Origin of the sequence: Microvirga massiliensis, from assembly GCF_001006805.1 — a bacterium.
GTDB lineage: Bacteria > Pseudomonadota > Alphaproteobacteria > Rhizobiales > Beijerinckiaceae > Microvirga > Microvirga massiliensis.
This window is the reverse complement of sequence record NZ_LN811362.1, coordinates 253,222-264,936: the sequence shown is the minus strand read 5'-3', so window position 1 is coordinate 264,936 and position 11,715 is coordinate 253,222. Positions and strand designations below refer to the sequence as shown.

Genomic DNA, 11,715 nt, shown 5'->3' with positions numbered 1-11,715 from the left:
CGCACAGGAACTCGACAAAGCCGGGCGATAGAGCCCCTGGGCGGAGAGCAACCATCAGCCTCGAGGTAGTTGGCGTATGACAAGGGACATCAAGACGGTCGGCGTGATCGGCGCCGGGCAGATGGGCAGCGGGATCGCGCATGTCTGCTCCCTGGCAGGCCTCGAGGTCTTCCTCAGCGATATCAACGAGGACCGCATCCACGCGGGACTGGCGACGATCAACGGCAACATGGCGCGGCAGGTCGCAAAGGAGGCCATCACGGACTCCGAGCGTCAGGCAGCGCTCGGTCGCATCCAGCCGGCCCTCTCCTCCGAGGACCTCGCCGACTGCGATCTCGTGATCGAAGCCGCGACCGAAAACGAGCAGGTCAAGCGCAAGATCTTCAAGGACGTATGCACCTCCCTGAAGCCCGACGCGATTCTCGCAACGAACACGTCGTCGATCTCGATCACGCGTCTGGCCGCCTCGACGGACCGTCCGGAGCACTTCATCGGGATTCACTTCATGAATCCCGTTCCGGTCATGCAGCTCGTGGAGCTGATCCGCGGCATTGCGACCGAGGACCAGACATTCGAGGCCGCCAAGGCCTTCATCGGCAAGCTCGGAAAGACAGCGACGGTTGCCGAGGACTTCCCCGCCTTCATCGTCAACCGCATCCTGCTCCCGATGATCAACGAGGCGATCTATACTCTCTACGAGGGTGTGGGGTCAGTCGAGGCGATCGACACCGCGATGCGGCTCGGGGCGAACCACCCGATGGGTCCCCTGCAGCTCGCGGACTTCATCGGGCTCGACACCTGCCTCTCGATCATGCAGGTGCTCCACGACGGCTTGGCCGACACGAAATATCGGCCCTGTCCATTGCTCGTGAAATATGTCGAAGCCGGCTGGCTCGGCCGCAAGGCCAAGCGCGGCTTCTACGACTATCGGGGCGAGAAGCCGGTCCCGACCCGCTGACCCGGTCCGACGGCAGCCGCGTCGGACCACGACGGTCCACAAGATCCCGTGACCGGTCGCAGACCGACCGGAACGAGAGCTTCACAAGCCTGTCATCGTTTTTGTAGACTGAGGAGGGGTGTTCGCTTCATCAGAGGAGGTGGAGTGACAGTTCACGTCCAACCCGCCGTCCGACCGGATGCCTGTCCGGCCCTCGTGCTCAATGCCGACTATCGGCCTCTGAGCTATTATCCCCTGTCGGTCTGGTGCTGGCAGGATGCCATCAAGGCGGTCTTCCTCGACCGGGTGAACATCGTCTCGGAATACGACAGGACGGTCCGAAGTCCGAGCTTCGAGATGCGCCTGCCTTCCGTGGTCTCGCTGAAGACCTACGTCAAACCGACCCGTCACCCGGCTTTCACCCGCTTCAACGTCTTCCTCCGCGATTGCTTCACCTGCCAATATTGCGGCGCCCGCGAGGATCTGACCTTCGACCACGTCATCCCCCGCTCCAAGGGGGGCCAGACCACCTGGACCAACTTGTGCAGAGCCAGGGCCATATTGTTGAAGCGTTTTCAATGCTTTACCAAACATATATATCGCCAAGCTCTGTATTCTAGTATCGTTAAACCGGCCACACTCCTGCGCCTCCACTATAGTCACGTTAGGGCAGGGGTATGAATCACATCCCCAATCTCACGACCCTCGTATTGAATGCTGATATGCAACCCCTGAGTTGGGGACCTCTTTCAGTCTGGCACTGGCAGGATGCTCTAGTCGCAGTTCTCCAGGACAGAGTGTCGCAGGTCTGCACATACGAACATGAGGTTCACTCAGTTAGTGAGTCGTTCAAAATCCCTTCGGTTGTTGCCTTAAAAAAGTACTACAAGCGAAAACGCGTCTCATTCACTAGATATCACGTGTTCCTTCGTGACGGATATCGCTGCCAGTACTGCGGCGACATGTTCGATACCAAGGAACTTACGTTCGATCACGTCACTCCACGCAGCAAGGGCGGCCTCACAAACTGGACAAACGTTGTAACTTCTTGCCAGAGAGACAATCTCCTCAAGGGTGATAAGTCGCTCAAACAGGCTGGTCTTCGATTGTTGCGCCAACCATTCGAGCCAACTCCGCACCAGCTAGACGAATGCGCAAGGCGGCTTCAGCACAAGGATGTCCTGCATGAATCATGGCTGGACTACCTGTACTGGGACAGCGCGCTCGACGAATAATAAGTTCGCCGTATTGGTGCCAGCTTGCCGCAGACGTGTGATCCCAGCTACGGAGGGAAGACCTGAATGAACGTCTGGTGCCGTTCTCGTTGCGTAGCTTCAGAAACGTGGAGGGGTGGCTCGCGCCACCCCTCCCGCAACATCCAAAGCTGGTCTTCCGATCATCTCTGGTCCTGGCAGAAGACCAATTATGCCACAGCTTAAGGCTAAGATCATCTAGTGAGAGTCAAACTGCTTTCAGCCAGTCCCATTTCTCGGTCTTCCGCTGCATGGAAGTGCCACCCACAAGCCGTATGATTTGCACCTGTTGTGCGCGATACTCCCATGCGCCCGGCACGGTAGGGCAATCGGCTCCTGCCCAGTAGCTTGCGACCCACATGTCGATCAATGGCTGATCCTGAACATCGTTGCTGATCAGCATCTTGATCCAGCCGGTACTTCCCCGTTCGAGGAGCCCGATGGGCTTCACCAAATAGATGTATGGTGCAACTCCAACAGGCTGACCTTGTAGGAAAATGCTGTTCCCTCGCGAGAGGCGGCCCTCTGGCCGCCCCTTCTCCAAGCAGCCTTCGACCTTGGCGGTCAACGGACTTGGGGATTGACCTGGACGCACGAGCGTACTTGGAGCGTGCTTGTTGTGGCTGCGCAAATAGAGCGATGGGGTCGCGATCTCGAAAAGTTTCATACATGTATTTAGTATCTTCCTTTCGACCTCTGGTTGGGAGATCATCTGTTGATGCCGAGTTTTGAACTGAACCAACCAGTTATTCTCGCCGAGGCTATCACCGAAGATGGTGTGACCTACCCGGCTGGCACGCGCGGCATCATAGTTGCGCTGGATGGCTCATCCGCCTCGGTCGAATTCACTGAGCCAGTGCCTAAAACGGTTCCAGTTCCCACTGCATCTCTCACTGGTACGTCGGCACGACGCTATGATCTTCTGACTGAACTTCCACAGTTCGAGCGAGATGATGGCCCACCTCAGGAGCGGGAATGGGAATAGACAGGATCACCACACCTTTGTGGCGAGAACCGCAAGCAGACGAGCCTTAGTGCGCCCACCGAGCCGAGAGCACCTCGGCCTGCTGTATGACCGTCTGGATCGCGGCGTCCTGAAGGTCTGGCGGGTACCCATACTTTCGCAAAATTCTCTTCACCAGAACTCGAAGCCTTGCTCGTGCGGACTCCCTGTGCATCCAGTCCACCGACAAATTGCTCTTAATGCTGACGAGAAGCTCATGAGCGATGACGCGTAGGTTCTGGTCGCCCATTACTTCCACGGCGCTCTCGTTCTCGGCCAAGGCATCGTAGAATGCGATCTCTTCAGGTGAGAGCCCTTGCTCCTCGCCTCTCTGGCGAGACGCACGAATTTCTCGTGCCAGCGCAATCAACTCCTGGAGTACCTCGGCAGTTGTGAGCGCATTCGAGTGGTAGCGGGCAATCGCGGCATCCAAGCGTTCGGAGAACGCACGGGTTTCAACGATGTTCGTACGGCTCCTAGCACGCACCTCACCCGCTATGAGCTTTCGGAGAGCTTCAAGCGCGAGGTTTGGACGATCCATCGCCTGGACCTCGGCTAGGAACTCATCAGACAAGATCGAGATATCGGGGGTCTTGATCCCAGCCACCCTGAGGATATCCACGATCTCGGTCGAGATGACGGAGCGGCTGACGATCTGCTGGACCACAAGGTCCCGGGCTATCGCCGACATCTCGCTTCCTGGGGTGGATTTCGTCAGCGCGGCTCGAATGGTCTGGAAGAAGCCAACTTCCTCTCGAACGGAACGTGCAAAATCGGTTGCAGAGGCGAGATTGAAGGCTTTGGTCAACATGACGACAGCATCGTCAAAGCGGCGATGCGCTTTCTTTTTGCCCTCCTCGGTTGTCTCTTGGGCGGCTGCCTTCTGCTGGAAGTCCAGCACCCATTCGATTGCCGATGCCATCATCTTCAGCCGCTCGATAGGCGTGCCTTGTAGTGCTGTCAGATAGTCGAAGCCATGGAACATCGCCCGTACGATCTCGTACTTTTCCCGGAGAACGGCTTCTGCCGCGCTCGGGTCCATTTCGACCTCTTTGCGGTCGCCCGGCGAATACTGACCGAGAGCGCTCTTCAGGCTTTGAGCAATTCCGATGTAATCGACAATTAGTCCTGCTGGTTTGTCTTTGAACACCCGGTTCACTCGGGCGATAGCCTGCATGAGGCCATGGCCTTGCATTGGCTTGTCGATATACATGGTGTGCATGCACGGAGCATCGAATCCCGTCAGCCACATATCTCGTACGATCACGAGTTTTAAGGGATCGAATGGAGCCTTTGCCCGCTTGGCAATGAGATCGCGCCGAGCCTTGTTGCCAATGTGAGGCTGCCAATCGGCAGGATCGGTCGCGGCTCCGGTCATTACGATCTTTACCGCACCTTGGGTATCATCTGAACTATGCCAATCAGGGCGGAGCTTCGTGATTGCGTTATAAAGTGCCACACAGATACGGCGGCTCATGCAAACAATCATACCTTTGCCACCAAGCGCAGCAGAGCGATCCTCAAAGTGGCGGACCAAGTCCTCTGAGATCATCTCCAGGCGTTTTTCGGAGCCAACCAAGGCTTCGATGGTGGCCCACTTGCGCTTGAGCCGCTCCTGCTCCTCCATTGCCTCATCTTCGGTCAACGCTTCGATCTCGGCGTCGATCCAAGGTTTCTCGTCCTCGTCGAGTTCAATCCGCGCCAATCGGCTCTCGTAGTAGATCGGAACGGTCGCGCCATCCTCGACGGCACGGCTGATATCGTACACGTCAATATAGTCGCCGAAGACGGCGCGGGTGTTCACGTCCTCTTTCTCGATGGGCGTCCCAGTGAAGCCAATGAACGAGGCGTTGGGCAGAGCGTCATGGAGGTACTTGGCAAAGCCATACGAAATTTGGCCACTCTTCGCGTCCACTCGTGCTCCAAAACCATACTGGCTCCGGTGGGCTTCGTCGGCGATAACGACGACGTTGCGCCGGTCCGTGAGCAGTGAGAAGGTCGTCTCGCCCTTCTCAGGGGCGAACTTTTGCATTGTGGTGAAGATCACACCGCCCGAAGCCACAGCGAGCTTCGCCTTCAGGTCGTCACGGCCGGTCGCCTGGACTGGCACCTGTCGAATGAGATCGGCACAGGATGCGAATGTCCCAAAAAGCTGGTCGTCAAGATCGTTACGATCCGTGATGACGACGAGGGTGGGATTCTGCATTGCTGCGTGCTTGACGATTTGACCGGCGTAGAAGGCCATGAGCAGGCTCTTACCTGAGCCCTGGGTGTGCCAGATCACGCCGATTTTTCGGTTGCCGCCTGTTCCGGATGCAAGAATGGTTTCCCGTACGGCCTTCTGGACAGCATGGAACTGATGATATCCCGCGAGTACCTTGGTGACCTCAGTGCCATACCGAAAAACGACGAAGTCCTTCAGGAGATCGAGAAATCGACGTTTCTCAAAGATGCCCTCGATAAGTGTTGGAAGCTCAGGGACGCCTTTGGAAGCGACCTTCCGACCATCGGTGGTACGCCAGGGCATAAATCGCTCGGCATCGGCTGTCAGAGAGCCAACGCGCGCGGTCAGACCGTCAGAGATCACCAGGACGGCATTCGTACGGAAGAGGCTTGGAATCTGTGCCTTGTAGGTCTGAAGCTGATTGTAGGCCCCAGTAAGGGTTGCATTGCCGTCACCGGGGTTCTTTAGCTCAATGACGGCGACAGGAAGTCCGTTCAGGAACACGACGACATCCGGTCGCCGGTTTGCGCCGCCCTCGATGACAGTAAACTGGTTTACGCACACCCAGTCGTTGTTTTCTGAATTATCAAAGTCGATCAGGCGAATGCTCCCGCCTCGGATGGTGCCATCAGAGCCGTAGAACTCGACGGGAACGCCTTCAGTCAGAAGTTTGTGGATGCGTTGGTTTTCGGTGACAAGGTTTGGCGTCTCTGTCTGGAAAACCTTACGGAGCGCATCGGCACGGGCCTCCTCGGGGATTAAAGGATTGAGGCGCTCAATGGCGGCAGTAAGCCTCCGTAGAAGAATGACATCGCCGTAGCTCTCGCGTTCGGACGCGGAGCCATCAGGGCCGATACTCGCATCGGATTCATGCGAGTATCCGAGTCCCTGAAACTGCGCAGTTAGGCTACCTTCAACCTCAGCTTCACTCAAGAATGGCATTTGACCGCCCTAAAGTAGATGACTGCCACGCCGACGGCCGTCATCGCTTTGATCATGCTGCCTCTACAATTTTCTCGGCATCCTTTACTCGGATTTCTCCGGACACGAGTTTGGGGACGAGTAGGTTCAACATTTTGGAGAGAGTTTCAGATTCGACGTTACTCGCACGTTGTCTTTCCCATAGCGGCGCAAGAGTTTCATCGAACCGGCGCTGTATTTCTGAAGGAGGGCAAAGTACCTCAATCCTATAAAAGTCCTCTCGACTTGTCGATGGAATGGCTGATCCGCTGTCCATCGAGTTTATGTCATACTCTGAAATAGAGTAGTAGGCCCAGCGCCGACTTATTTCTGACTTCGGCTTCAGATAAAATGCTGTGTCGATTACGTAAAACGGTTTATCCGAGAAGTGGACACCTCGGTAAGCACCCTTCCGTCCAATTATGACGCCAGCCTCCGGACAAAGCGCCTGATTGTGCCAACCAATAAGTCCGTTTGTGCCATACACTGGCACATCGCCTGAAGAGGCCTGATATCCGTCAAGTCGCTTGCCATACTCCAGCGATGCGATTTCTCGCCATGGCTTAGTTGACCAGCCGGTCGGACAATTCTCGTCGTTCAGGTGATCAGGGAACAGGGACCATAGCTCCGGTGAAAGATAAGGAGGTCGGCCTTCCCTCTTTGCGCGAATTGGGCCGAAATCGACGAACCAGTCCCTGAAAACTGCTTGTGCCATTGCCGCAAGCGTTTCGTTCATGCGACGGTTCAGATCAATTTTGTCATCAAGCGCCCCGAGGATGCTGGCAATCGCCTGTTGCTGCTGAAGCGGTGGGAGAAGAAAACTATAATCCTTGATTTGAGTGCCGCTGATATGCGGCACAGCCGTGCCCGTTTGAACAGAAAGGATGTAGTCGGTAAACGTTCTACTACCTATCACATATCTTAGGTAGGTCTGATCAAGGTCTTCCCGTGCCCGCAGGCGAGCGACACGCTGCACAAGAAGTGAAGGCGTATCCTCAGGTCTCACTATAGCGTATTTCAGACCAGCCTCGATCCATGGTCGATCCATAGCGATGACAATATCACCACTCTGAAGCCAATAGCGCTGATGCTGATGCGCCCATTCCGTTGGCCAGCGCTTAACTCCATTCCAACGCAGCGCGCCCTGAGCGATGTTGTCACCGCGCAGAAGGCGTGGGGCGCTTTGATCATCTGTGTAGGACTCACTGTTGAAGGGAAATCCAGTCAGAAGGTCAACGACATCGCCGAGCTTCACGAGCACGGGTTCAGAGTTCATTGCCAATCCTTGAAAGACTCGTCCGGATAAGTTCCTGTAATTGTTGAGCCTCGGCAAATTGCGCCTCTAATGTCTGGCGCAGTATTGCATATTGATCAACGAATGCTCCAACGGCTTCCTCTGTACCGGCAGTACCGACGTAACGTCCTGGTGTTAGCACGAAACGGTGCTTTTCTACTTCACTGAGAGTCGTCGCTTTCGCAAACCCCGCCACATCGGCGTATTCACCTGCTGTCCGCTCGCCTCGCCACGCGTGGTATGTTCGAGCTATTCTTGTAATGTCGTCGTCAGTTAGTTCCTTCCTCGTGCGGTCTACCATACGCCCAAGGTTTCGTCCGTCGATGAAAAGAACTTCCCCACGACGATCTCGCATGCCATCTCCGGGGTTCTTGTTACGAGCAAAGAACCAAAGGCAGGCTGGAATCTGGGTCGAGTAAAATAGCTGCCCCGGCAAGGCGACCATGCAGTCCACCAAATCAGCTTCCACAAGCTTGCGTCGGATTTCACCTTCGCCCGACTGGTTGGACGACATTGAGCCGTTAGCAAGGACGACGCCTGCTGTACCATTCGGGGCAAGGTGATGAACTATGTGCTGAAGCCACCCGAAGTTTGCATTACCTGGAGGAGGCGCTCCAAACCTCCAGCGCGGGTCATCTCGAAGCCGTTCGCCGCCCCAGTCGCTGTCGTTGAAAGGTGGATTGGCGAGGATGTAATCGAACTTGAGGTCCCGTAACTCGTCCTTGTGGAAGGAGCCTTCGTTATTCCAGCGGATGTCAGCGTCAATCCCGCGTACGGCTAAATTCATTTTGGCGAGCCGCCACGTCGTGTAGTTCGACTCCTGGCCATAGATTGCAATGTCGCCGAGCCGACCACCGTGATTCTCGATGAACTTCTCAGATTGCACGAACATACCGCCAGAGCCGCAGCATGGGTCGTAGACGCGTCCCTTGAACGGCTCCAGCATCTCGACGAGAGTCTTCACCACCGAGCGCGGCGTATAGAACTCTCCACCGCGCTTACCCTCAGCCCCGGCAAATTGACCAAGGAAGTACTCGTACACCCTTCCCAGCATATCGAGTGACTCGCTGGTCTCACTACCCATCGGGATGTTCGATAGGAGGTCGATTAGCTCGCCCAGCATTACTTTGTTGAGGGCGGGCCGAGCGTAATCCTTCGGCAGGACCCCTTTCAGAGACGGATTATCAGCCTCGATGGCTCGCATCGCGTCATCAATGAGGGTGCCGATAGTCGGTTGCTTCGCGTTCGCCTTGAGGTGCGCCCAGCGAGCGTCCTTCGGCACCCAGAAAATTTGCTCCGCAAGATATTCATCCTTGTCTTCGGCAGCCTCCGGGTCTTCGGCCAGCAACTTGGTATGCTTCGCCTCGAAGGCGTCTGAGATATATTTTAGGAAGACCAGACCTAGCACAACGTGCTTGTAGTCGGACGGCTCCATGTTGCCACGGAGCTTGTCGGCAGCCTTGAACATCTCGGCCTCGAAGCCGAGATTAGCACCGTTGCCGTTGGCTTTAGCCCTGTTTGCAGCGGCCCTGCCGTTCCCCGTTTGCTCGTCGATTGCCTTTTTTGGTCGGCCACGCCCAGCCATGCCTGCCCCCATTCCTTGATTCGATTCATGCCTAAACGCTACCTAAAAAGGAAGAGCAACGGCCCTCGCTTTCCAGTTGAATAGAGGATCACTATGCCTGGATCGGCTCTTCCAAGTACGCAATTACCCGTTGTGCCGTACGCAAAAGATCGTCGAAGGTAAGCGCCTCAATGCGATGGAGGTGGCCATTTAACGCCATAGGGCCTGCCGCTGCGCATTATCTCCGTCACGTCCAATTACAATCTTGGCGCGCGTCTTGGTTGTGTCTTCACCATCGTTTGCTTTGATAGAGTTCCTTTCACGGTCGAGCTTCTCCAGGTAATTCATCACCTGTCCGACAACTTTCGAGAGGTCGGCGCTTGGGTAGTAGGTGTCATGAGACGAGTCCCGGTTGAACAGCCTCGTGCCGTTCATTGGCGTCTTGATCTCAATTAGCTCGACATAACCATCGGTTGTTCGCCTCAAAACAAAATCTTGTATCTCGTCGCGAGTCCAGCGGCGACGATCAAGCTGCGAGCTATATCCGCTCCCGAACATCCAAGGATGGCGCGACAGTAGCCGCTGGAAATCGCCCTCTCGATCTGATGTAGCAATCAGCCTCTCCAACTCGGAAACTGCCTGCCTATAGATAGCCAGATTGATCGCGGCGGCGGCCCTCTCCATAAAGGCACCATCGCTCGCGGCTCTCTCAAGAACCTCTGCAAAGACACTGGGGTTTTCGGACGCCTGCTTCAGTAGGAGACTAAGAGCGTTTGCCCGTTCTGGGTCTGAAAAAGCCTGCAACTTGCGAGTGGCACTGGCGTTCGCCGCCTCTGCTCGTGCTAGGACAAAACTACCTGTTTCTGAAGGTAAAGCTCCGCTTCGAGCAGCGATGATGAAATCAGCCAGCGCCTGGGCCTCAGCGCCATCAAGTGATATCGAGCGCCTCTGGTCCAAATCGCATGTATTTTTGCGCAGGGCATACGTCTTGATTGTAAAAGCGTCGTGATGAAATTTCCCCGTGTGCTCATCCAAGACAACGTTATGCTTGGCAACTTTGCGAACTTTTGGCCCCTCTTTTAGAGTGATTGTTTTACTGTTTTCGAGATTTGGTCGCGTACTCTGGTCGTGCTTCCTTATATGAACCTTCATCCCCAAATCGCCTCCCCCCGAGAGGCTTCAATATACTCCGCTATCCTTTTGCGGCAAATTAGGGTTGCTTCCTAAGCAAAGCCGTAGGCTCCAGCCGAAGCGCAGCGGCCAAACGCTCGACGTTGTCGATGCTGATGTTCCGCTCGCCCCGCTCGACCGACCCGACATAGGTTCGATGCAGCCCCGCAAGATCAGCAAGGTGCTCCTGAGAGAATCCACGGGCCTCCCGCTCTCGACGGAGATTCGCGGCAAATAGCTTCCGGAGTGATATGCTGTTGCGTTCTCTTACCACGCGTGCAGCGTGGGTTATTGATGACCATGGATCGACAGACTATGAGTAGCTTTTCACCGTTCTTAGCCGGGAAACCATGGTACCATTCCTCACGCTCTCCGATTTTCGCGTACAGGCCGCGCGAGAAGCGCTGCGGCTGAGCATTGAGGAAGCGGCACGCCGGTCCGGGATAAGTGAGAAAACGATGCGGCGTATCGAGGCGGGCACTGCAACGAACCGCCTCACGGGCACCCTCGCAAAGCTCCAGAAACTCCCTGAGCAGGAGGGAGTGACACTCATCTTAGACGATGTAGGTCCTGAAGGGCCTGGGGTGAGATACCGCCCTCGTCGTCAAGTTGGCAGTCCCGAGACATGCAAGAACGAAGGCGGCCATGCAGTCATTTCGGTTTGACCATGCTGATTACGGAGCGTTGCGCTTCGGCATCTCGCTGCACATGCTGGACAGAAATGCTCCAGAGCTAAGGGTCTCTATCTGGGCAGAAGGTGTCAGTCGAACTCGTGAGAGATGGCGCAGCGACTTCATCAGGTGGTGTAGTCAACACGGATTGGAGCCCCGCATACCGGCAGGTGGTCGGCGGCGGCGGGACTCAAGTGAATTTGTCGTCCATCTCGTAAGTTGGGCTCATATCACCGAGTTCATGCTTCAATGGGTCGGGGTTGACCGGATGACCGACGCCGTCCATGGCGCTGACGGCATGAGAATGGTGATCGGTGAAGACGTACGGCGGCTTCAGCGGCAGATACAGCAAATAGCTGAACTTGTGATCGAGATGCGGAATGAGGCTCGTGTAGCGAGCGCACGCGTTCAAGCAGCGGCATCCGCCCTTCTGGCTCTACCTATTGGCGAGAGTGACAACAAGCTTCCCAAGTAGGACGAACGAGCGGCAAACAAGACGCGACATCAAGATGCGTCCTGAGCGGACCCGCACCGCGCACAGGGTCTGCGAACTTTGCTGGCCGCAAGGATGCCTTCCCCAACCGCGAAGTGCGCATCAGAGATGAGTTCGGTCACCTGAGGCGTCCCGTCGAGTACAGG

The 11,715-nt window shown here is 56.0% G+C and carries 12 protein-coding genes; 5 read left to right on the top strand and 7 right to left on the bottom strand.

The genetic code is table 11. The annotated features are described in order from the left end of the window. The first annotated feature begins 76 nt into the window (after nucleotides 1-76). From BN1233_RS32145 to BN1233_RS32135, 3 genes are all read left to right on the top strand, one after another. On the top strand, nucleotides 77-958 hold the full coding sequence (locus BN1233_RS32145; RefSeq protein ID WP_046867703.1) for a 3-hydroxybutyryl-CoA dehydrogenase: 882 nt from the start codon (nucleotides 77-79) through the stop codon (nucleotides 956-958). Nucleotides 959-1,102: 144 nt separating this feature from the next. Next, the gene (locus BN1233_RS32140) at nucleotides 1,103-1,618 is read left to right on the top strand and encodes an HNH endonuclease (RefSeq protein ID WP_082145776.1); all 516 of its coding nucleotides are present in this window, start codon (nucleotides 1,103-1,105) and stop codon (nucleotides 1,616-1,618) included. Then, a complete protein-coding gene (locus BN1233_RS32135) occupies nucleotides 1,615-2,172 on the top strand; it encodes an HNH endonuclease (RefSeq protein WP_046867702.1) in 558 nt (185 codons plus the stop codon). Before BN1233_RS32140 ends, BN1233_RS32135 begins: the two co-directional genes overlap by 4 nt. Nucleotides 2,173-2,398: 226 nt before the next feature. Here BN1233_RS32135 and BN1233_RS32130 read toward each other — a convergent pair whose 3' ends face one another. Further along, nucleotides 2,399-2,857, bottom strand: a complete 459-nt coding sequence (locus tag BN1233_RS32130) for a hypothetical protein (RefSeq protein WP_046867701.1) — start codon at nucleotides 2,855-2,857, stop codon at nucleotides 2,399-2,401. A gap of 51 nt (nucleotides 2,858-2,908) precedes the next feature. Here BN1233_RS32130 and BN1233_RS47565 point away from each other — a divergent pair, with 51 nt between their 5' ends. Then, the gene (locus tag BN1233_RS47565) at nucleotides 2,909-3,175 is read left to right on the top strand and encodes a hypothetical protein (protein ID WP_147707666.1); all 267 of its coding nucleotides are present in this window, start codon (nucleotides 2,909-2,911) and stop codon (nucleotides 3,173-3,175) included. Between the two features lie 46 nt (nucleotides 3,176-3,221). On the opposite strand, the gene BN1233_RS32125 is transcribed toward BN1233_RS47565, so the two are convergent. From BN1233_RS32125 to BN1233_RS45170, 5 genes are all read right to left on the bottom strand, one after another. Then, on the bottom strand, nucleotides 3,222-6,359 hold the full coding sequence (locus BN1233_RS32125; protein ID WP_046867700.1) for a type I restriction endonuclease subunit R: 3,138 nt from the start codon (nucleotides 6,357-6,359) through the stop codon (nucleotides 3,222-3,224). Nucleotides 6,360-6,411: 52 nt separating this feature from the next. Beyond that, nucleotides 6,412-7,653, bottom strand: a complete 1,242-nt coding sequence (locus tag BN1233_RS43625; RefSeq protein WP_052764019.1) for a restriction endonuclease subunit S — start codon at nucleotides 7,651-7,653, stop codon at nucleotides 6,412-6,414. Beyond that, nucleotides 7,643-9,256: a class I SAM-dependent DNA methyltransferase gene (locus BN1233_RS32115; protein ID WP_082145781.1), complete on the bottom strand. Its 1,614-nt coding sequence runs from the start codon at nucleotides 9,254-9,256 to the stop codon at nucleotides 7,643-7,645. The genes BN1233_RS43625 and BN1233_RS32115 overlap by 11 nt, the downstream gene beginning before the upstream one ends. Before the next feature lie 189 nt (nucleotides 9,257-9,445). Next, nucleotides 9,446-10,387 (bottom strand): Shedu anti-phage system protein SduA domain-containing protein, encoded by a 942-nt coding sequence (locus BN1233_RS32110; RefSeq protein WP_244470940.1) that lies wholly within the window; start codon nucleotides 10,385-10,387, stop codon nucleotides 9,446-9,448. Nucleotides 10,388-10,445: 58 nt separating this feature from the next. Next, nucleotides 10,446-10,679 (bottom strand): helix-turn-helix domain-containing protein, encoded by a 234-nt coding sequence (locus BN1233_RS45170; protein ID WP_074078409.1) that lies wholly within the window; start codon nucleotides 10,677-10,679, stop codon nucleotides 10,446-10,448. A gap of 76 nt (nucleotides 10,680-10,755) precedes the next feature. On the opposite strand from BN1233_RS45170, the gene BN1233_RS51575 reads away from it, so the two are divergent. Next, a complete protein-coding gene (locus tag BN1233_RS51575) occupies nucleotides 10,756-11,070 on the top strand; it encodes a helix-turn-helix domain-containing protein (RefSeq protein ID WP_048709374.1) in 315 nt (104 codons plus the stop codon). A 196-nt stretch (nucleotides 11,071-11,266) separates the two neighbouring features. Here the strand turns inward: BN1233_RS51575 and BN1233_RS32100 are convergent, their stop codons facing one another. Beyond that, nucleotides 11,267-11,488 (bottom strand): hypothetical protein, encoded by a 222-nt coding sequence (locus BN1233_RS32100; protein ID WP_046867698.1) that lies wholly within the window; start codon nucleotides 11,486-11,488, stop codon nucleotides 11,267-11,269. Between the last annotated feature and the right edge of the window lie 227 nt (nucleotides 11,489-11,715).

Coding starts and splice junctions, on each gene's coding strand:
- BN1233_RS32145 (WP_046867703.1), top strand. CDS start 77: ATGACAAGGGACATCAAGACGGTCGGCGTGATCGGCGCCGGGCAGATG.
- BN1233_RS32135 (WP_046867702.1), top strand. CDS start 1,615: ATGAATCACATCCCCAATCTCACGACCCTCGTATTGAATGCTGATATG.
- BN1233_RS32130 (WP_046867701.1), bottom strand. CDS start 2,857: ATGAAACTTTTCGAGATCGCGACCCCATCGCTCTATTTGCGCAGCCAC.
- BN1233_RS47565 (WP_147707666.1), top strand. CDS start 2,909: ATGCCGAGTTTTGAACTGAACCAACCAGTTATTCTCGCCGAGGCTATC.
- BN1233_RS32125 (WP_046867700.1), bottom strand. CDS start 6,359: ATGCCATTCTTGAGTGAAGCTGAGGTTGAAGGTAGCCTAACTGCGCAG.
- BN1233_RS43625 (WP_052764019.1), bottom strand. CDS start 7,653: ATGAACTCTGAACCCGTGCTCGTGAAGCTCGGCGATGTCGTTGACCTT.
- BN1233_RS32115 (WP_082145781.1), bottom strand. CDS start 9,256: ATGGCTGGGCGTGGCCGACCAAAAAAGGCAATCGACGAGCAAACGGGG.
- BN1233_RS32110 (WP_244470940.1), bottom strand. CDS start 10,387: ATGAAGGTTCATATAAGGAAGCACGACCAGAGTACGCGACCAAATCTC.
- BN1233_RS51575 (WP_048709374.1), top strand. CDS start 10,756: ATGGTACCATTCCTCACGCTCTCCGATTTTCGCGTACAGGCCGCGCGA.